The sequence below is a fragment of the Streptomyces sp. P9-2 genome, from assembly GCF_051903975.1.
In the GTDB taxonomy this organism is placed as follows: domain Bacteria; phylum Actinomycetota; class Actinomycetes; order Streptomycetales; family Streptomycetaceae; genus Streptomyces; species Streptomyces cellulosae.
In genome coordinates, this window is sequence record NZ_CP192633.1 from 336,414 (window position 1) to 355,385 (window position 18,972).

The window sequence follows — 18,972 nt, forward strand, 5'->3', positions numbered from 1 at the left end:
CCGGGGACGACCGTGCGGCTCCGTCGTGGCCTGTCGCGCAGTTCCCCGCGCCCCTGAGGGGGTTTCTCGTGCCGTTTTCCGCGAAGCTCAGCGCGTTGTTCTTGCCGCGCAGGTTTCCAGGTGGTCGTTGACCAGGCCGCAGGCCTGCATCAGGGCGTAGGCCGTGGTGGGGCCTACGAAGCGGAGGCCCTCCTTTTTGAGGGTCTTCGCCAGGGCCGTGGATTCCGTCGTCACGGCGGGGACGTCCGCCAGGGTGTGGGGGGCCGGGCCCGGGGTTTCGGGGGCGTGGGACCAGATCAGGGTGTCCAGGTCGCCGGAGTTCCAGGTGGCCAGCACGCGCGCGTTGGCGAGTGTCGCGTCGATCTTCGCGCGGTTGCGGATGATGCCTGCGTCCGTCAGCAGGCGTTCGCGGTCGGCGTCGGTGAAGGCGGCGACGTCGGCGATGCGGAAGTCGGCGAAGGCGGCGCGGAAGCCGGGGCGGCGGCGCAGGATCGTGATCCACGACAGACCCGACTGGAACGCCTCCAGGCTGAGGCGCTCGAAGAGGGCGTCGTCGCCGTGCACCGGGCGGCCCCACTCCTCGTCGTGATAGGCGAGGTAGTCCGGGGCGGACAGCGCCCAGGGGCAGCGCGGCAGGCCGTCAGGACCGACCGGCGTCTCGGCGGCGGGATCGCTCATCGCTGCTCGTCCTCCGGGGGCGAGGCGGGCTTCTCCATGGACAGGTGCGCCGCGGCGGCGCGGGCTCCGGCCAGCGCGGACTCCAGGTCGGCGATCCGCGCGTCCCGCTCGGCGAGTTCCGCGGCGAGGCGGCCGAGGGCGTCGTCCACGTCCGCCATGCGGTAGCCGCGGGCGGCGAGCGGGAAGCGCAGGCGGTCGACGTCCGCGCGGCCGACGGGGCGGTCGGGCGGCAGGGAGTCCTGGAGCCGCTCCGGCGCCGCCTCGGGCAGCGGGGCGCTGTCGCCGCCGCCCACCACGGCGAGGGTCACCGCGCCCACCACGACGGCCAGCGCGACGACCAGGAACAGGAACATAACCATCGCCGGGGCCCCCACGGTCGGATGAGTCGGAGTCGGATGTGTGGCTCCGATCGTGCCATGCGAGTCTGACAGTCGGGACCGCCGGGCGGACGGAGGCGGCCCGGACGGCCGGACGAGGAGAGGTTCCAGGGGATGCTCAGGCTGGGCAGGCGTGAATTCGCACCGCACGAGCGGGTGATCATGGCGATCGTGAACCGGACCCCGGACTCCTTCTACGACCAGGGCGCCACCTTCCACGACGAGCCGGCGCTCGCGCGCGTGGAGCAGGCGGTGGCCGAGGGCGCCGCGATCATCGACATCGGCGGGGTGAAGGCGGGGCCCGGCGAGGAGGTCTCCGCCGAGGAGGAGGTGCGGCGGACGGTCGGTTTCGTGGCCGAGGTGCGCCGCCGCTTCCCGGACGTGGTGATCAGCGTGGACACCTGGCGGCACGAGGTCGGCGAGGCCGTGTGCGAGGCGGGCGCGGACGTGCTGAACGACGCGTGGGGCGGGGTGGACCCGCGCCTCGCGGAGGTGGCCGCCCGGTACGGTGCCGGGCTGGTGTGCACGCACGCGGGCGGAACCGAGCCGCGGACCCGGCCGCACCGGGCGACGTACGACGACGTGATGGCGGACATCCTCGACGTGACCCTGGGGCTGGCCGAGCGGGCGGTGGAGCTGGGGGTGCCGCGGGAGTCGGTGATGATCGACCCGGGGCACGACTTCGGGAAGAACACCCGGCACAGCCTGGAGGCGACCCGGCGGCTCGGCGAGATGGTGGCCACCGGCTGGCCGGTGCTGGTGTCGCTGTCCAACAAGGACTTCGTCGGCGAGACGCTGGACCGCCCCGTGAAGGAGCGGGTGGTGGGGACGCTCGCGACGACGGCGGTGTCGGCGTGGCTGGGCGCCCAGGTGTACCGGGTGCACGAGGTCGCCGAGACGCGTCAGGTGCTGGACATGGTGTCGTCGATCGCCGGGGACCGGGAGCCGGCGGTGGCGCGGCGCGGGCTGGCGTGACACGAGCCGGGGCGGCGGGGTTCCAGCCTCGCCGCCCCGAGGGTGCCCAAAAACCTCTAGCGGCCCGCTTCCTTGGAGACCAGGGCCACGGCCTCGTCCACGTCGTCCGTGACGTGGAACAGCAGCAGGTCCTTCTCGGCCGCCTTGCCCGTGCCGATCACCGTGGAGCGCAGCCATTCGACCAGGCCGCCCCAGTACTCCGTGCCGAACAGCACGATGGGGAACTGGGTGACCTTCTGGGTCTGCACCAGGGTGAGCGCCTCGAAGAGCTCGTCGAGCGTGCCGAGGCCGCCGGGCAGGACGACGAAGCCCTGCGCGTACTTGACGAACATCATCTTCCGGACGAAGAAGTACCGGAAGTTCAGACCGATGTCGACGTACGGGTTGAGGCCCTGTTCGAAGGGCAGCTCGATGCCGAGGCCGACGGAGACGCCCTCGGCCTCCAGGGCGCCCTTGTTGGCCGCCTCCATGGCGCCCGGGCCGCCGCCGGTGATGACGGCGAAGCCCGCCTCGACCAGCCCGCGGCCGAGCCGTACCCCGGCCTCGTACTCGGCCGAGTCGGCGGGGGTGCGGGCGGAGCCGAACACGCTGATCGCGGGCGGCAGTTCGGCCAGGGTGCCGAAGCCCTCGATGAACTCCGACTGGATGCGCAGCACCCGCCAGGGGTCGGTGTGCACCCAGTCGGTCGGCGCGCGCTCGTCCAGCAGCCGCTGGTCGGTGGTGCTGGACTGCACCTGACCGCGCCGGCGGAGGACCGGCCCCAGGCGCTTCTCCTCCGGCGGCCGCCGCTTCCCCTCGGGGTTGCCCGTAGCCATGTGCGCTCCCTCCGATTGCCAGGTCGTACCGCCTCAGCGTAGATCTACGCGGGTTACGTGCGGGGGACGTCAGCATGTCCACGGGTGAGCGTTCCAAACGCGCCCCCGCGGTCACGGGCGTCAGGCGGTCAGCCAGGACCGCAGCCGCTCCTCCCCCGCGAGGATCTTCGCCGTGTCGACACGCTCGTCCCGCTTGTGGGCCAGATGGGGGTTGCCGGGGCCGTAGTTCACGGCGGGGACGCCCAGCGCGGAGAAGCGGGAGACGTCGGTCCAGCCGTACTTGGGCTGCGGGGTGCCGCCGACCGCCTCGATGAAGGCGGCCGCGGCCGGGTGGGACAGGCCGGGCAGGGCCGCGCCGCTGTGGTCGTCGACGACGAACTCGGTGACGCCGCAGTCGGCGAAGACCTCCCGCACGTGCGCCAGGGCCTCCTCCTCGCTGCGGTCCGGGGCGTAGCGGAAGTTCACGGTGACGACGCACTCGTCGGGGATGACGTTGCCGGCGACGCCACCGGAGATGCCGACCGCGTTGAGGCCCTCGCGGTACTCCAGGCCGTCGACGACCGGCCAGCGGGGCTCGTAGGCGGCGAGGCGCTGGAGGATGGGGGCGGCGGCGTGGATGGCGTTGGAGCCCATCCAGCCGCGCGCGGAGTGGGCACGCTCGCCGGAGGTCTTCAGCAGCACGCGCAGGGTGCCCTGGCAGCCGCCCTCGACCTGGCCGTCGGAGGGCTCCAGGAGGACCGCGAAGTCGCCCTCCAGCCAGTCGGGGTGCGCCTCGGCGACGTGCTTGAGGCCGTTGAGGTCGGCGGCGACCTCCTCGTTGTCGTAGAAGACGAACGTGAGGTCGCGGTTGGGCTCGGGGACGGTGGCCGCGATGCGCAGCTGGACGGCGACGCCCGCCTTCATGTCGCAGGTGCCGCAGCCCCACAGGACGCCGTCCTCGTCGAGGCGGGAGGGCACGTTGTCGGCGATCGGGACCGTGTCGATGTGGCCGGCGAGGATCACCCGCTCCGGGCGGCCGAGGCGGGTGCGGGCCACGACGTTGTTGCCGTGCCGGTCGACCGTCAGGTGCGGCAGCGCGCGCAGGGCGGTCTCGATCGCGTCCGCGAGCGGCTTCTCGGTGCCGCTCTCGGAGGGGAAGTCGACGAGCTGCGCGGTGAGGCGTGCGGCGTCCAGCGTGAGGTCAAGCGGGGTGTCGGCCATGCCGTCGACCCTAGCGCGGACGGGCCCGGGCCCACTGTCCACACCCGGCTCACACGTGAACGTACTCTCCAGTACCTTGTACGCGTGCCAGAGCCGTCCCCCACTCCCCAGCGCAAGCGCCGTGGCCGTCTGCTCCGCTGCGGCGCGGCCTTCGTGGTGCTGTCCGCGGTCGCCGGTTACCTCGTGGTGCAGTACGTCACCGGGGGCACGGGCGGCCCCGGCTGCAAGGTCGTGTCCGGCAAGGGCGACGGGGCGGTCTACGAGTTCTCCCCCGAGCAGGCCGTGAACGCGGCGACGATCACCGCCGTGGGCACCGCGCGCGAGCTGCCCGAGCGGGCCGTGACGATCGCGCTGGCGACCGCCCTCCAGGAGTCGGCGCTGCGCAACATCGACTACGGCGACCGTGACTCGCTGGGCCTGTTCCAGCAGCGTCCCTCGCAGGGCTGGGGGACGCCGCGGCAGATCATGGACCCGGCGTACGCGTCGGAGAAGTTCTACGAGCACCTGGAGGAGGTGCCGGGCTACACGCGGCTGCCGCTCACCGTGGCCGCGCAGAAGGTGCAGCGCAGCGGCTACCCGCAGGCGTACGCCAAGCACGAGCCGGACGCGACGCTGCTCGCCGCCGCCCTCACCGGGCGCTCGGGCGCGACGCTGACGTGCGACGGCCGCCCGTCGGCGACCCGGGCGAAGGGCGCCGACGCGGTACGGGCCGCGCTGGCGCGGGACTTCGGACGCGACGTGCTGGAGCCGGCGGGCGCCGAGGTGGACGACGGCAAGGGGCGCGCCTCCGCCTCCCCGGAGCCGTCCGGCACCGAAGCGGAATCCGGCGACGGCACCGTGACGCTGCCGGTCACCACCGTCTCCGGCGACCGGCGGGACACCGCGACGCGGGGCTGGCAGCTGGCCCACTGGGCCGTGGCCAACGCCTCCGAGCTGCACATACGGAGCGTGTCCTACGCCGGCCGGGAGTGGGTCGCCGGGCACACCGACAGCCAGTGGCGGCCGCTCGACGGCAAGGGGTCGGCCAGCTCGGACGGAGAAGCGGAAGCCGTGCGGATCACCACCGGGCAGTAGCCCGCGGCGTTCCCGCGCAGGCGTGCGGGTGATCACCCGCAGGCGTTGAACGGGTCCGACATTGCGCCGCATTGCCGACTCTTTGCCGGACACGCGCGCAACCTTCTTGGCGCTCGGGCGGTAATCAGTGCGTCCGGGCGGGGCCGGTCCTGACCCTCCGCCCGGACACCATTGTCGTCTGCCGTCGAAGGAGCACCATGTCCCTCCCCCTGACCCGTCGGATCGCCCGTGCCGCGCTGCTCGTCGCTGCGGGAGCGGCCGCCGGGGTCGGTGCGGCCGGTTCCGCGAGCGCGGCGCCGGCGCTGCCGTCCGCCCCGAACCTCGGGCTGAGCGCCCTGGACGGTGCGCCCGGCAAGACCGTGGACAACGTGACGCGGGGTGTCGGCAAGACCACCCCGGACGCCACCGAGGTGGCCCCGGCCGCGGGCAAGACCGTGAAGAAGGCCGTGCCGGTGGTGAAGGAGCTGCCGACCGACTCCCTCGGCAAGAGCGGCCCGGCGAAGAAGCTGCCGGTCAAGGACCTGCCCCTCGGCTGACCCCCTGCGCCGAAGGCCCCCCCCGGCGAGACCGAAGGGGCCCGGGACCTCTCCCCCCGGGCCCCTTCGGCGTGCCTGAGCGGTGCCGGGGTGCGGTCAGGCGGTGAGGCGGGCGACCGCGGCACGGACGCGTTCGTCCGTCGCCGTCAGGGCCACGCGGACGAAGCGGTCGCCGGCAGGGCCGTAGAAGTCGCCGGGGGCGACGAGGATGCCGCGGTCGGCGAGGTGGGCGACGGTGTCCCAGCAGGACTCGTCACGGGTGGCCCACAGGTAGAGGCTGGCCTCGCTGTGCTCGATGCGGAAGCCGTGGGCGAGCAGCGCGTCACGCAGGGCGGTGCGGCGGGCCGCGTACCGCTCGCGCTGGACGCGGACGTGCTCGTCGTCGCCGAGGGCCGCCACCACGGCCGCCTGGGTGGGCGCCGGGGTCATCATGCCGCCGTGCTTGCGGATCTCCAGCAGCGGGCCGAGCACGGCAGGGTCGCCGGCCAGGAACGCGGCGCGGTAGCCGGCCAGGTTGGACCGCTTGGACAGGGAGTGGACGGCGACGATGCCGTCGTAGGAGCCGCCGTTGACGTCCGGGTGGAGCACCGAGACGGGGTCGGCCTCCCAGCCGAGCTCGATGTAGCACTCGTCGGACAGGACGAGGATCCCGTGCTCACGGGCCCAGGCGACGATGCGGGTCAGCTCCTCCTTGGGGAGCACCCGGCCCGTCGGGTTGGACGGCGAGTTGAGCCAGAGCAGCTTCAGCCGCGAGGGGTCCAGCTCGGTCGGGTCGTCGTACGCCACGTGCTCGGCGCGTGCCAGGCGGGCGCCGACCTCGTACGTCGGGTAGGCGAGCCGCGGGAAGGCGACCTGGTCGCCGGGGCCGAGGCCGAGCTGGGTGGGGAGCCAGGCGACGAGCTCCTTGGAGCCGACGACCGGCAGGACGTGCCGGTGGGTCACCTCGCGGGCGCCGAGCCGGTGTTCCACCCAGCGGGTGAGCGCGTCCCGCAGTTCCGGGGTGCCCCACACCGTGGGGTAGCCCGGCGAGTCCGCGGCGGCGATCAGCGCCTTCTGGATGTGCTCGGGCACCGGGTCGACGGGCGTGCCGACCGAGAGGTCGACGATGCCGTCGGGGTGCGCGGCGGCCGTCTTCTTGTACGGCTCCAGCTTGTCCCAGGGGAAGGCGGGCAGCCGGTCGGAGACTGCGGACACGGGGGATGGCTCACTTTCTGGTTCGGCGAACGCCTCGGTCCCGTACGGCGGGCGTGCCGTACGGGACCGAGGGCGACGCGTCGGTGCGGGGCCGCAGCGGGACGGTTACGCCTGCGGCGGCAGCGCGGCGATGAACGGGTGGTCCCGCTCGATCAGACCGAGCTTGCTGGCGCCGCCCGGGGAGCCGAGCTCGTCGAAGAACTCGACGTTCGCCTTGTAGTAGTCCTTCCACTCCTCCGGGGTGTCGTCCTCGTAGAAGATGGCCTCGACCGGGCAGACCGGTTCACAGGCGCCGCAGTCGACGCATTCGTCCGGGTGGATGTACAAGGACCGCTTGCCCTCGTAGATGCAGTCGACCGGGCACTCCTCGATGCACGCCTTGTCCTTGACGTCGACACAAGGCTGCGCGATGACGTAGGTCACGCTGTCGTTCCTCCTCGATAGGGCGCTGGCGGGCCTCCTCAGGCTCCGCCGCCTGGCGCGCGGGAGCGCGGCGTCGTCGATGCCCGCCCCTAGTATCTCCGTTCCGGAGCATGATCCGAACAGGAGGGGTGAACTGACCTGTGGAAATATCGGCCGCCGGGCGCCTCGAGGTCCGTATCACCGCTGCTGACGTGGGAAAACGGGTCTCCGTGAGGAGCTTGATCGAACATGGTCCCTCGGGTGAGAAGTTCAGCGACACGGTCGGCGTTCTCACATCATGGGACAACGGTGTGTTGCGGATCACAAGGAAGAGCGGTGAAAGTGTTCGCGTCGCCGAGTCGGCGCTGGTCGCGGGCAAGGTCGTCCCGGCCGCCCCGGCGCGTCGCCGTGGCCCCGCCGCCACCTACGAGGAGCTGGCGCGGGTGGCCGCGCGCGGCTGGCGTCCCGTGGAGAGCGAGCGGCTCGGCGGGTGGGAGCTGCGGGCGGCCGCGGGCTTCACGCGGCGGGCCAACTCCGTGCTGCCGCTGGGCGACCCGGGCCTGCCCCTCGACGACGCGCTGACGGCCGTACGCCGCTGGTACGCGGCCCGCGGGCTGCCGGCGTACGTGCAGACCGCGACCGGCGCGGAGGGCACGCAGGAGCTGCTCTGCGCGGAGCTGGAGCGGCGCGGCTGGGTCCGCGAGGTGACCGCCGAGTTGTGGACGGGCGGTCTCGCCCCGGTGGCCGATCTGGACGAGGGCACCTCCGGGGTGCTGCTGTCCCGGAACGCGGACGAGGCATGGCTGGCGCGGTACCGGCGCAAGGGGGTCGGCGAGGTGGCCCTGCGGGTGCTGGGCGGAGGCGCCCCGGCCCCCGGTGAGCCGTCGGTGTGGTTCGCGACGGTGCCGGGAGAGCCAGGCGCGTCGGCGCCGGCGGTGATCGGGCGGTGTGTCGTGGACGGCCGGTGGGCCGGGTTCGCGGCGGTCGAGGTGGACCCGGCGCGCCGCCGGGAGGGCCTGGCGACGGCCGTGATGGCGGCGCTGGCCGCCCGTGCCCTGGAGGAGGGCGCCTCGGCGGCCTGGCTGCAGGTCGAGACGGACAACGAGGGCGCGCGGGCGCTGTACGACCGTCTGGGCTTCGCCCCGCACCACGCGTACCACCACTACCGCGCGCCGGAGGAGCCCGCATCGGAAGAATCCGCTCCGGATTCGTCGGGCCCGGCGGGTGACGGCGCGTCGTGAGCGGGCACGAACCGGGTATGCGCTCCCCCGGTCCCCCACCGCCCGAACGCTCCGCCGAACTGCGCAAGCGGTTCGCCGAGGAGGCGCGCGGCGAGCGGCCCGGCCTGTCCGCGCTGTGCCTGCTGGTGGCCGCGGAGGGCGACGGCCGGCTCGACGAGACGGGCATGGACGCGGTGGAGATCGAGCTGGACCGGCTGGCGGGCGAACTGCCGCACCGGCCGGGCTCACCGCACGCGTGGGCGGTGGCGCTGCGCGACCTGCTGGGCGAGCGGTACGGCTTCCACGGCCTGCCGGACGACTACCGGAGGCTGGAGTCCTCGCTGCTGCACGAGGTGCTGCGGCGGAGGCGCGGGCTGCCGATCCTGCTGTCGGTGGTGTGGATCGAGGTGGCCCGGCGGGCGGGCGCGCCGGTGTACGGGGTGGCCCTGCCCGGGCACTTCGTCGTGGGCTTCGGCGCCTCGGAGGGGCCGGGCGCGGGGCAGGTGCTGGTGGACCCCTTCGACGGGGGCCGGGTGCTCACCGGATCGGACACGGAGCTACTGGTCGCCGGGGCCACCGGAGGGCCGCTGGAGCCGTCCATGCTGACCCCGGCGGGGACGCTGGAGGTCGTCGCGCGCATCCTGAACAACGTCCGCGCCTGGGCGGCGTCCCGCCCCGAGCGCACCGACGTCGGCCTGTGGGCCCTGGACCTCGCCCTGCTCCTCCCCTCCCACCCGGCCCGCCTGCGCTACGAACGCGCCCGGCTCCTCGTGGAGCGCGGCGAGTTCACGGCGGGCGCGGGGGAACTGGAGGCGTACGCGGAGGTCGTCGCGGCGGTCGACCCGGCCGCGGCGGACCGCATCCGGGGGGAGGCGCTGGCGGCGCGGGCGTTGCTGAACTGAGGCGGACGCGAGCCCGCGCGGCACCGCGCGCTTTGACATAGGTATGACGGGATACCTATCCTCACGTACATGTCCCCCTCCCGTGCCTCCGAGGAGCGCGTCGCGTCTCTCGCCGCCGATCTCGCGGCGAGCCTTCCGACGCTGCACCGGGCGCTGGACCGGCGGGTCGCGGGCGAGTACCCGCATCCCAGGCCGCCGGAGGGACAGCTGGCGCTGCTGCGGTACGTCGCCGGGCACGAGGGCTGCACGGTGGGCGAGGCGGCGTCGGCGCTGCTGATGAAGCCCAACAACGTCAGCGCGCTCGTCTCCCAGCTCACCGAGCGGGGCGAGCTGGAGCGCCGTCAGGACCCCGCCGACAAGCGGATCGCCCATCTCCACCTCACGGCCACCTCGCGTCGCCGTATCGCCGAGGTGCGCGCCCTCGAGGAGCGTCTGCTCGGCGAGGCGCTGCGCTCGGTCACCGACGGCGAGATGGACGCGCTGGGTTCGGCGCTCGGCGCCCTCAAGGCACTCGCCGACCACCTCCACGCGGCGACCCGCTGACCCACGCCCCTCCCGGGCGTCTCCCCGTCACACGCGTCGCCCCGCGCGGCGACGCCCCGGGCGCCGTTCGCGCGTTTCTCTCCCCCCTTTCCGAGAAAGAAGCGGCTCCCCATGTCGTCGTCCACCTCCGTGGATCGCTCCCCTGCGCGCCGGGGCAATCCCTGGCTCGCCCTGATCGCCGTGTCGTTCGGTCTGCTCATGGTGCAGCTCGACGGTTCGGTCGTCGCCATCGCCAACCCGGCGATCGGCAAGGACCTCGGCGCCAGCACCGCCGAGCTGCAGTGGGTCACCAACTCCTATCTGCTGGCGCTCGCCGCCTCGATGATCCTGGGCGGCAAGCTCGGCGACCGGTTCGGCCGGCGCCGGTACTACCTGGTCGGCGTCGGCGGCTTCGTCGTCACGTCGGTCGCCATCGGCCTCGCCGGCAGCATCGAGGGCGTCATCGCCTTCCGCGCGCTCCAGGGCCTGTGCGGCGGCATCCTGATGCCGAACACGCTGGGCATCCTGCGCGCGGTGTTCCCGCCGCGGAAGTTCGGGCTCGCGGTGGGCATCTGGGGCATGGTGTCCGCCGTGTCGACCTCGCTGGGCCCGATCCTCGGCGGTCTGCTCGTCGAACACGCCGACTGGACCTGGGTGTTCTACCTGAACGCGCCCATCGGCGTCGCCGCCCTGGTGTTCAGCGCGGCCGTGCTGAAGGAGTCGCGGAACGCCGAAGGGGAGCAGCGCTTCGACGTCGTCGGGGTCGCCGTGCTCGCCGCGGGGCTGCTGGCGCTGGTGTTCGGCATCGTGAAGGGCGAGACCTGGGGCTGGGCCTCGGGCGGCACGCTCGGCTCGATCGGCGCCGGCCTCGTCCTGCTCGTCCTGTTCGGCTGGTACGAGACGCGACAGAAGCACCCGCTGCTGCCGATGCGGCTGTTCCGCGACCGGTCGCTGACCACCGGGGCCGTGATGACCGCGCTGAACTTCTTCGTGATGCTCGGCGGAATCTTCTTCGTCATGCTGTACCTGCAGAACGTCCGCGGCTACACGCCCGTCGAGGCCGGTGTCAGCACCCTGCCGCTGTCGTTCGCCTCGCTGGTCGCCTCGCCGCTCGGCTCGCAGCTCACGGCGCGCTTCGGCCCGCGGGTCACCATCCCGCTGGGGCTGCTGCTGTCGGCGGCCGCCATGTTCTCCCTGCTCACCTGGTCCACCGACTCCTCCTACGCCACCATGTGGCCGCCCTACATAGCGCTCGGCCTGGGCGTGGGTGTCGTCCTGCCCGCGACCGCCGCCGCGATCATCGGCAACGCACCGGTGCGGGACGGCGGGGTGGCCTCCGGGCTGCAGTCGACGATGCTGCAGATCGGCGGCGCGCTGGGCACGTCGGTGCTGGTCACCGTGATCGCCGGCAAGGTCGGCTCCTCGCTGTACGGCGAGCTGACCGGGGCGGGTGTGCCGTCCTCCGTGGCGCACGGGCTGGAGGCGGCCGAGGACACCGTGGCGATGGGCATCGCCCCCGTCTCGCCGGACATGCCGGAGGGGCTGCGGGCGGCGGTCGTCGAGGGCAGCGCCCAGGCGTTCGTGAACGGGATGCACGCGGCGGTCACCGTCACCGGTGTGCTGTGCCTGATCGGCGCGCTGGTCGCCGTGGCGGGCATCCGTGGCCGCTCCCCCGAGGCGGCGGGCGCGGAGGCCCCGGTGCCGGTCGTCGCGCACTGAGGACACGCGCGTACACGAAAGCGGCGCCGCACGGAAACCTTCGTGCGGCGCCGCTCACGCGTGTGCTGTCGTCCGTCAGCTCGCGTTCGTCTCGATGACGGCCGTACGGTCGCCCTTGCTGACGAGCGCCTGGCGCAGGGCGCCGTAGACGTCCTGCGGGGTGACGGGGGTCTTCTCGCCGTTTCCGCGGGTGATGAGCACGCCGTCGAAGGCCTGGCCGTACAGGTCCTCCAGGGCCTTCAGGTCGGGCTTCTCGACGAGCTTGCCGTTGACCGCCTCGACGCGCAGGAACTTCCACAGCGACTTCTCGGGGCTCATCGGCACCGAGTGCGCCGCGTCGGTCTGCACGGTGACCCGGTCGGACATCGCCGGCTCGGCGAACTCCTTCATCATCCGGTCGACCTCGGCCTTGGTGACCTTCGGCTGCCGGGTCGTCGTCGGGACGTTCACCGCGGCGGCGGTGCCGGTCTCCACCTGCGTGCGGTACGCGGCGGCGACCACGTCGGCCGCCTTGGCGACGTCGACGCCCTTGCCCGCCTGCGGGTACACCGGGACGGCCTTGCCGGACTCGAACGTGATCGAGCCCTCCTTGACCGTGCCGGCGCCTCCGGCGGCGTTCTCCAGGGCGGCCTGCAGCTTCTCGTGGTCGACGGGGATCTCCGGCTCGACGACGCGCGACTGGCCGAACAGCGAGCCGATCACGTTGACCGGGTTGTAGTCGCTGGTGGCGGCCTTGCCGACGGTGGCGTCGATGTCGACCTGGAGACCGGCGTTGTCCGGCTGGAGCTCGAAGGTCTTGCCGTCGACGGACAGCTTCAGCGGCTTGTTCAGCCGCCCGTCGAGCGCGCCGTCGAGCTTCTTCACGGCCTCGTCGCGGGTGCCGCCGCCGATCTCGATGCCGAGCACCGTGGTGCCCTTGGGCACGTCGGAACGGTTCATCAGCAGGCCCGCGCCGTAGGCGACGCCGGCGACCAGGACGACGCCGGTGGCGAGGAGGACCAGCTTGTTGCGGCCCTTCTTCTTCGGCGCCTTGGCGGAGCCGGCCGGGGGCGGGCTGACCGGGTCGGGCAGCTTGGGCGGGGTGTGCGGGCCGGGCGCGTTCGGGCCCATGCCGGGCGCGTCGAAGGAGGCGCTCGGCGGGATCACCGGGATGCCGCTGGTCACGGTGTGCCCGGAGACGTTGTCGTGGCGCGGGTAGCCGGGGTCGCCGGGCACGGCGGGCTTCTGCGGGGTGAGGATCGCGGTGTCGTCGCTCAGGCCGCCGCCGGGCATCGCGTGCGAGCCGGTGCGCTCCTCGGTGAAGGGCGCGCCGCCACCGGGCGGGGTCCCGCCGCCGGGCGGGGTCATCGGGCCGTCGCCGGTGACGGGGCCGCCGGTGGGTCCCGTGGGGGCCTTAGGACCGCCGGGACGCCCGGGTCCGGGCACGCCCGCGCCCGGGCGGGCGCCGGGGCCGCCCTTGGCCTGGTCCCCGAAGTACGGCAGGTCGTCGCGGCGGGGTTCGCCGCCGCGGTCGGCGCGGTTGCCGCCCGGAGCGCCGGCCAGCGCCTCGGTCACGTCGAAGGAGCCGGTGCCGCCGCCGTGCCCGGGAGCCACGGGTCCGCCGGTCGCACCGGTGGGTCCTGAGGGCGCCTTCGCGCCGCCGGGGCGGGGTGCGCCGGGCGTGCCCATGGAGCCGACCACACCGCCGGGACGTCCGGCGCCGGGACGCGCCCCGTTCGGGGCGGAGGGACCGCCCGGGGCCTTGGGAGCGGCACCCGGAGCCTTCGGGGCAGCACCCGACGGCGCGCCGGAAGTGCCCGTCGCGGGCGCGCCGTTGGCCGGGCCGCCGGCCTGACCGGGCTTGCCGCCCGCGGACTTGCGCGGCGCGAACCAGTCGCTCGCGGGCTTCTCCTCGGCGGCGGGCCTGTCCGCGGTCTCGGGCCGCGCGGGCGGCTCGACGGGGTCGGCGGCGGGTGCGGCGGGAGCGGGTCCGGCGGCCGCCTCGGTGTCGGCGGCCGCCTTCCTGCCGTCCGCGTCCGTGACGGGCTTGCGCACGACGACCGGCGGAATCGGGCGCGACCCGGGGATGTTGATCCGGATCCGGGTCGTCAGCGTGGTCTCGGTCTTGCGTTCCTCCGGCCGCGCGGCCGGACGGCCCGCGTCCGTGCCCGCGTCCGGAATCGCCGGGATCCCGTAGGGCGGGGTGCCCGACGGGTAGGCGGCACCGCCGCGCCCGTCGGGCCCGGAGGACGGAGTGTCAGTTTCACGACTCAAGGCAGGTTCTCCCGGTTGGCTCCGCCGCCCGTCACTACCTCACGGTGGGGGTCCTCCCAGCTCGGGCGAGGCCGAGGGTTCGAGGGAGGCTCGGCGGCGCGCACCACCTTACTGGCCATATCCGGCCCGTATCCCAGTACCGCCGGGGAAACCCACACCGGACCATCACGCCCCTGGCACGGCGAAGTGGTTCGTCACTTGGGAAGTCGGGCGGGGTCCCCGTCCGGTTGCCTACCGGGTCCGAAGGTGGCGCAGATCACACCTACGGCGATGCCGCCGAGCAGGAAGAGGTAGGAGCCGCTGCCCGCGGCGAACAGGAAGTCGCCTTCCGGACGGCTGGCCGTCAGCAGCACGACGGTGATCATCCAGCCGGCGGCGACGGCGATGCCGCCGGAGCGGCTCCGGGTCAGCCGCGCCGCCCCGAGCACCGTCCCGGCCTCGCCGGCGAGGGCGAGCAGCAGCCCGCCGGGGAACCAGGCCGGCTGGACCAGCGCCCCGGCGACGCCGACGAGGGCGCCGAGCACCAGCAGTCCGAGCAGGGCGGCGGCGCGTGCCGGGGACGGGGGGCGCAGGGGCTGCGCCATCAGAGGCGCGCGGTCGCCGCTCACGACGCCTCTCCCGTGGTGACGCCGGCGAAGAGGTCGTCCTCACGGCCCGCGGGGCGCTCACCGCGCACCAGTTCGTAGTACTCGGTGGTGAAGATCGGCTGCGCGAGTTCGTTCGACAGTACGAAGTACGACTGGCCGGCGACGGTGATCTGGGTGGCGTGGGCGCGCATCGCGGCGGCCTTCGCGCCGGCGTACGCGGTGCCGTCGACGGCGGTGGTGATCCGCTCGTCGTCGACCACACCGGGGACGTCCCCCACCGTGGCCGCCTTGTCGAAGGGCAGGTCGGGCAGGTCGCGCTCCAGCCGCGCGAAGGCTTCCTCGGCCACGGAGCGGGGGACGCGGTTCCAGTAGACCTTGGGCACGTCCCACCCACGTCCGGCGGCCAGTTCGACGGCGCGCATGGCGACGCGGTGGGCCTGGATGTGGTCGGGGTGCCCGTAGCCGCCGTTCTCGTCGTACGTGACCAGCACCTGCGGCCGTACGTCGAGGATGACGTCGGCGAGCAGTCCGGCGGCCTGGTCGACGTCGGCCTGCCAGAAGCAGCCGGGGTCGTCGTTGTCGGGCAGCCCCATCATCCCGGAGTCGCTGTACCGCCCGGCCCCGCCGAGCAGCCGGAAGTCCGTGACTCCGAGCGCCGCCATGGCCGCGCGCAGCTCGCCAAGCCGGTGTCCGCCGAGGGCGGCGCCGCTGAGGTGCCGCAGCTCGGGCGGGATGACCTCGCCGCGCTCACCGAGGGTGCAGGTGACCAGCGTCACGTGGGCGCCCTCGGCCGCGTAGCGCGCCATGGTCGCGCCGTTGTTGATCGACTCGTCGTCCGGGTGCGCGTGCACCAGCATCAGACGCCGCTCGGGCAGTTCCGTCATGGGCTCAAGCCTATGTGGCGCGGGGCGCGTCCTGGGGACCCGTCCGGCCGCTCTCCTCGTCGCGGTAGCGCGGCAGGCCGTCCGTGGGGATGGTCCATTCGCCGATGGTGACGTCCTCGCCGTAGACGAAGTCCTTGCGAGTGGCGTAGCGGGGACCGTCCGGGGTCGGGTGGATGTCCGTGAAGACGGCGCCGGTGCCGGTGCGGGGGTCGAAGACCGCGTAGACGGGGACGCCGAGCAGGGGATAGTCACGCGTCTTGCCGACCCAGTCGTTGTCGGGGTTGGACCGGGAGACGATCTCAACCGCGGCCACCAGGGTGCGGGGATCGAAGGTGCCGTCCCCTTCCATGTCCTCCTCGGCGATCACTATGACGTCGGGGCGGCGCATGATCCCCTCGGGTTCGCCCTCCACATCGGGTTCGCCCGTGTGCGCGACGATCTCCTCCGGCATGACCTTCTCCAGCCGCTTCCGGAGACGCAGCACGGTCAACTCGTGCTGCTTCACGGGCGCCGTCATGTCGTGGACGATCCCTTCCTTGGTGATCTCGAACTTCCCGGGCAGCGTGTCGTCCATCGACTGCACGAAGTCGCGCATGGCCCGGTACAGGTGGGAGGCGTTCTGCCGAGCGTCGTCGGGTGCGATGGTCATGGCGCTCGCTCCTCGTGGTCTGTGCCCAGGGGCAAGGGTCGTCACGTTCATGCTAGGCGGCCTCCTGGAGGTCGCTTCGGCAGTCGCGGCAGTGGGTCGTGGGGGCGGGGGCGCGGAAGGCGCGGTCGCAGCCGTCGCAGGTGCGGAGCGGGTGGCGGACGGGCGGCGGGGCGGTGGTGGCCTGGGCCCGGAACGGGGCGGGGGGCGGGAGCTGGGAGGCGAGGCGGTGGGCCAGGAGGGCCGCCGGACGCCGTAGGCCCTCGGGCGGCAGGTCGGCCGTCAGGGCACGGCGTACGGCCGCGGGGGTCACGTCGCGTTCGAGCCAGGCCGCGACACCGGGCGCCAGGTGGGCGGTGTCCTCGGCCGAGAGGAGCAGACGGGAGTCGTGGCGGCGCAGGTCGGCGAGGAGGTCGACGGCGGCCTGGAGGAGCCCGGGTCCGGAGTACGCGGGCCGCGGCACGGCGGGGAGCGCCTTGCGCACCCGCTTCCCGCGCGGCGCGGGCGGCGTGCTCTCCCGGCACGGCTGCTCCGCCCGCTGCCGGGCGGCGGCCGGCTGGTTGCAGGAGATCGTGCGGGTGACGATGCGGCCGGAGGGCGTACGGACGCGCTCCCGCCGCAGATAGCCGTGGGCCTCCAGCTCCCGCAGCGCGGCGGCGATACGGGTCGCCCCCTCGGGGAAGCGCGCGGCGAGGGTCTTGATGTCGGCGGGGGCGCCCTTCGGCAGGGACTGGAGGTGGGTGCCGAGGCCGATGGCGAGGAGCGAGAGCTCCGGGTGCTGGGCCAGGTGGTTGCCGATCACCACGAAGCGGGTGTCATGGCGGGTGTTCTCGTGCTCGAGCCCGCCGGCGGTGCGGTGGACCCGGTTCGGGTGCTTGTTGCCCGCAACGCGGGTCGGCGTGCGCGGGGGCACGCTAGGGTTCTGGATACCCACGGGAAGCCCTTATCTTCCTCGGTGGTCAGGCCCTCGCACTGGGATTGCCGTCCCGGCGGGGGCCGTCTCATGTCTGCGGTTGTGGTGGGGCGTTGGTACGTTGCCCTGCGCTGAGCGTGGGGCCTGGACGGCGAGGAAATCCAGCCGGTTCGAGAGGGTTCACCCGCCCGAGTGAGCGAGATCGCGGGCGGGAGGGGTGGGGCTTGGTGGGGTGCTTTTCCCCCGAGTTCTTTGGCTTCTAGCCGCCGACGTCACCGAAGCGCGACGTTCCGCGTTCCGGTGCCGGAGTGAGGTCGATCTCCGCCCAGACCGTCTTACGGGGGTGGCGGCCCTCGGCGACTCCCCAGCGGTCGGCGAGCGCGTCCACGAGGAAGAGACCGCGACCCGACTCCGCGATGCCGTCGGGCTCGCGCAGCACGGGCCGGCGGTCACCGCGTGTGTCGGTGACCTCGACACGGAGCGTGGCGCCGACGACGTACAGCGTCAGCCGGAAGCTGCGGCCGGGCACGCGTCCGTGCGTGGCGGCGTTGGCGGCCAGCTCGGCGACGACCTGCCCGGCCGTCTCGTCCGGAACACCCCAGCTCCGCAGCGCGTCCACCGCGAGCAGGCGGGCGAGGCGGGCGCCCCGCGCGGTGGACGACAACAGCACGCTGATGTGCCGCACTTGGGCATCGGGGCGGGTGGTCCTTGTGAGGGCGATTTCCTGATTCACGTGACTCAGCGTGGCCGAACGGCCGTACCGTGAAGAGTGATCGCAGCGCTGCGTAGAGTGACCGTCCACTGCTTGTCCGGCCGTGTCCGGACTGTCGGCCGGTATGCCGCACGCGGAGCCGCGACCACGGAACGGCACCACGGAGGGGCACGCACATGGCGGTGAACGGTGAGGCGGTACGGGTCGGGCCCGGGACGGACCAGGCGGACGAACCGGGCTGGGAGGTGGACCCGGACGACGACTGGGCGCTGGCGGTCGTGGCCACCGTGGGACGGCAGTTGAAGCTGCGGCGGGAGGCCGTGGGCCTGCGCGTGCCCGAGTTCGCGGTGGCCGTCGGGTACGGCGAGGACCTCGTCTACAAGATCGAGGGCGGCAAGCGGATTCCTCGCCCCGAGTACCTGGACACGGCGGACGAGGTCCTGAGGGCGGGCGGCCTGGTCGCCGCGATGAAGGAGGACGTGAGGAAGGTCCGGTACCCGAAGAAGGTGCGGGATCTCGCGCAGATGGAGGCGCGGGCGGTGGAGCTTCAGCTCTACGATCCACTCCACATCCACGGCCTGTTGCAGACGCCCGAGTACGCACGCGCCCTGCTGTCCATGCGCCGTCCGGCCTACTCGGCCGAGGAGGTGGAGCGGTTCGCCTCGGCGCGCGTGGCCCGCCGTGCGATCTTCGACCGCGATATCGCGCCGGAACTCGGCTTCATCCTGGAGGAGTGGACGCTCCGCCGCCCCCTGGGCGGCAGGGAGGTGCTGCGCACGCAGCTGGAACACCTGCTGACCGTCGCGGCGTTGCCCACCGTCGAGCTGCAGGTGATGCCGACGGACCGACAGGAGCACGCCGGAGTGGACGGTGGCATCGAGGTCCTGAAGTTCGCGGACGGTACGGCGGTCGGACGATCACCAGCCGTGGCCGGCGGGCGACCGGTGTCGGACCTACGCCAACTCCGTATTCTGGAGCTGCGTTGCGGCATCATCCGCGCTCAGGCACTGACACCGCGCGAGTCCATCGCCTTCGTCGAAGATCTGCTGGGGGAGACATGATCCGAAGCACTGACTCCGACCTCGTGTGGTTCAAGAGCAGTTACAGCAGCGGCAGCGAGGGCGACTCCTGCGTCGAGATCGCCACGGACCCCTCCACCGTCCACGTCCGCGACTCCAAGACCACCGACGGCCCCCGCCTCACCTTCGCCCCGGACGCCTGGGCCGACTTCGTGCCGTACGTGCGTAACGGCTGAACCGGGACGGACCCCCAGGTCCGGTCATAATGCGCGGGTGTCCAGACAACCCGTGCCGTTGCCCGCGGAGCACATACCTCCCGGGACTCCCCCGTGGCGGACCGTCGA

General features: G+C 73.3%; 21 protein-coding genes. 9 read left to right on the forward strand and 12 right to left on the reverse strand.

Going from position 1 to position 18,972, the window contains the following annotated elements:
* Positions 1–87: 87 nt before the first annotated feature.
* Both ACQY0Z_RS01530 and ACQY0Z_RS01535 read right to left on the reverse strand, forming a co-directional pair.
* Positions 88–678, reverse strand: a complete 591-nt coding sequence (locus ACQY0Z_RS01530) for a DNA-3-methyladenine glycosylase I (RefSeq protein ID WP_254587543.1) — start codon at positions 676–678, stop codon at positions 88–90.
* Positions 675–1,037 (reverse strand): DivIVA domain-containing protein, encoded by a 363-nt coding sequence (locus tag ACQY0Z_RS01535; protein WP_189900937.1) that lies wholly within the window; start codon positions 1,035–1,037, stop codon positions 675–677. Before ACQY0Z_RS01535 ends, ACQY0Z_RS01530 begins: the two co-directional genes overlap by 4 nt.
* 132 nt (positions 1,038–1,169) lie before the next feature.
* Here ACQY0Z_RS01535 and folP point away from each other — a divergent pair, with 132 nt between their 5' ends.
* A complete protein-coding gene (gene folP / locus ACQY0Z_RS01540) occupies positions 1,170–2,030 on the forward strand; it encodes a dihydropteroate synthase (protein ID WP_189900936.1) in 861 nt (286 codons plus the stop codon).
* Positions 2,031–2,086: 56 nt separating this feature from the next.
* On the opposite strand, the gene ACQY0Z_RS01545 is transcribed toward folP, so the two are convergent.
* Both ACQY0Z_RS01545 and dapE read right to left on the reverse strand, forming a co-directional pair.
* Positions 2,087–2,845, reverse strand: a complete 759-nt coding sequence (locus tag ACQY0Z_RS01545; RefSeq protein ID WP_189900934.1) for a TIGR00730 family Rossman fold protein — start codon at positions 2,843–2,845, stop codon at positions 2,087–2,089.
* Between the two features lie 120 nt (positions 2,846–2,965).
* Positions 2,966–4,045, reverse strand: coding sequence for a succinyl-diaminopimelate desuccinylase (gene dapE, locus ACQY0Z_RS01550; protein WP_189900932.1), 1,080 nt, complete (start codon positions 4,043–4,045; stop codon positions 2,966–2,968).
* A gap of 84 nt (positions 4,046–4,129) precedes the next feature.
* Between dapE and ACQY0Z_RS01555 the strand changes: the two genes are divergently transcribed.
* Complete coding sequence (locus ACQY0Z_RS01555) at positions 4,130–5,119, forward strand: heavy metal transporter (RefSeq protein WP_439811733.1); 990 nt, start codon at positions 4,130–4,132, stop codon at positions 5,117–5,119.
* 197 nt (positions 5,120–5,316) lie between these two features.
* Positions 5,317–5,655: an ATP-binding protein gene (locus tag ACQY0Z_RS01560; protein ID WP_189900930.1), complete on the forward strand. Its 339-nt coding sequence runs from the start codon at positions 5,317–5,319 to the stop codon at positions 5,653–5,655.
* Between the two features lie 96 nt (positions 5,656–5,751).
* Here the strand turns inward: ACQY0Z_RS01560 and ACQY0Z_RS01565 are convergent, their stop codons facing one another.
* On the reverse strand, positions 5,752–6,849 hold the full coding sequence (locus ACQY0Z_RS01565) for a bifunctional succinyldiaminopimelate transaminase/glutamate-prephenate aminotransferase (protein WP_254587546.1): 1,098 nt from the start codon (positions 6,847–6,849) through the stop codon (positions 5,752–5,754).
* A gap of 105 nt (positions 6,850–6,954) precedes the next feature.
* Complete coding sequence (gene fdxA, locus ACQY0Z_RS01570) at positions 6,955–7,272, reverse strand: ferredoxin (protein ID WP_019522277.1); 318 nt, start codon at positions 7,270–7,272, stop codon at positions 6,955–6,957.
* Between the two features lie 140 nt (positions 7,273–7,412).
* Between fdxA and ACQY0Z_RS01575 the strand changes: the two genes are divergently transcribed.
* The 4 genes from ACQY0Z_RS01575 (at position 7,413) to ACQY0Z_RS01590 (ending at position 11,614) form a co-directional block, all read left to right on the forward strand.
* Positions 7,413–8,492: a GNAT family N-acetyltransferase gene (locus ACQY0Z_RS01575; protein ID WP_439811734.1), complete on the forward strand. Its 1,080-nt coding sequence runs from the start codon at positions 7,413–7,415 to the stop codon at positions 8,490–8,492.
* A 17-nt stretch (positions 8,493–8,509) separates the two neighbouring features.
* On the forward strand, positions 8,510–9,373 hold the full coding sequence (locus tag ACQY0Z_RS01580) for a transglutaminase-like domain-containing protein (protein WP_254587551.1): 864 nt from the start codon (positions 8,510–8,512) through the stop codon (positions 9,371–9,373).
* A gap of 69 nt (positions 9,374–9,442) precedes the next feature.
* The gene (locus ACQY0Z_RS01585) at positions 9,443–9,916 is read left to right on the forward strand and encodes a MarR family winged helix-turn-helix transcriptional regulator (RefSeq protein WP_189900922.1); all 474 of its coding nucleotides are present in this window, start codon (positions 9,443–9,445) and stop codon (positions 9,914–9,916) included.
* A 111-nt stretch (positions 9,917–10,027) separates the two neighbouring features.
* On the forward strand, positions 10,028–11,614 hold the full coding sequence (locus ACQY0Z_RS01590; protein WP_439811735.1) for an MFS transporter: 1,587 nt from the start codon (positions 10,028–10,030) through the stop codon (positions 11,612–11,614).
* 75 nt (positions 11,615–11,689) lie between these two features.
* Here ACQY0Z_RS01590 and ACQY0Z_RS01595 read toward each other — a convergent pair whose 3' ends face one another.
* The 6 genes from ACQY0Z_RS01595 to ACQY0Z_RS01620 all read right to left on the reverse strand — a co-directional run bounded on the left by ACQY0Z_RS01595 (position 11,690) and on the right by ACQY0Z_RS01620 (position 17,630).
* A complete protein-coding gene (locus ACQY0Z_RS01595; RefSeq protein WP_347226367.1) occupies positions 11,690–13,867 on the reverse strand; it encodes a hypothetical protein in 2,178 nt (725 codons plus the stop codon).
* A 194-nt stretch (positions 13,868–14,061) separates the two neighbouring features.
* Positions 14,062–14,451 carry a DUF6113 family protein gene (locus ACQY0Z_RS01600; RefSeq protein WP_189901191.1) on the reverse strand — a complete coding sequence of 130 codons (390 nt, stop codon included), beginning with the start codon at positions 14,449–14,451 and terminating at the stop codon, positions 14,062–14,064.
* A 20-nt stretch (positions 14,452–14,471) separates the two neighbouring features.
* Positions 14,472–15,338, reverse strand: a complete 867-nt coding sequence (gene mshB / locus ACQY0Z_RS01605) for an N-acetyl-1-D-myo-inositol-2-amino-2-deoxy-alpha-D-glucopyranoside deacetylase (protein ID WP_347226366.1) — start codon at positions 15,336–15,338, stop codon at positions 14,472–14,474.
* Between the two features lie 10 nt (positions 15,339–15,348).
* Positions 15,349–15,987, reverse strand: coding sequence for a Uma2 family endonuclease (locus ACQY0Z_RS01610; RefSeq protein WP_347226365.1), 639 nt, complete (start codon positions 15,985–15,987; stop codon positions 15,349–15,351).
* 52 nt (positions 15,988–16,039) lie between these two features.
* The gene (locus ACQY0Z_RS01615) at positions 16,040–16,918 is read right to left on the reverse strand and encodes a helix-turn-helix domain-containing protein (protein WP_430541782.1); all 879 of its coding nucleotides are present in this window, start codon (positions 16,916–16,918) and stop codon (positions 16,040–16,042) included.
* Between the two features lie 238 nt (positions 16,919–17,156).
* Positions 17,157–17,630 (reverse strand): ATP-binding protein, encoded by a 474-nt coding sequence (locus ACQY0Z_RS01620; RefSeq protein ID WP_347226363.1) that lies wholly within the window; start codon positions 17,628–17,630, stop codon positions 17,157–17,159.
* A 155-nt stretch (positions 17,631–17,785) separates the two neighbouring features.
* On the opposite strand from ACQY0Z_RS01620, the gene ACQY0Z_RS01625 reads away from it, so the two are divergent.
* Complete coding sequence (locus ACQY0Z_RS01625) at positions 17,786–18,670, forward strand: helix-turn-helix domain-containing protein (protein WP_439811736.1); 885 nt, start codon at positions 17,786–17,788, stop codon at positions 18,668–18,670.
* Positions 18,667–18,864 (forward strand): DUF397 domain-containing protein, encoded by a 198-nt coding sequence (locus ACQY0Z_RS01630; protein ID WP_439811737.1) that lies wholly within the window; start codon positions 18,667–18,669, stop codon positions 18,862–18,864. Before ACQY0Z_RS01625 ends, ACQY0Z_RS01630 begins: the two co-directional genes overlap by 4 nt.
* Positions 18,865–18,972: the final 108 nt, after the last annotated feature.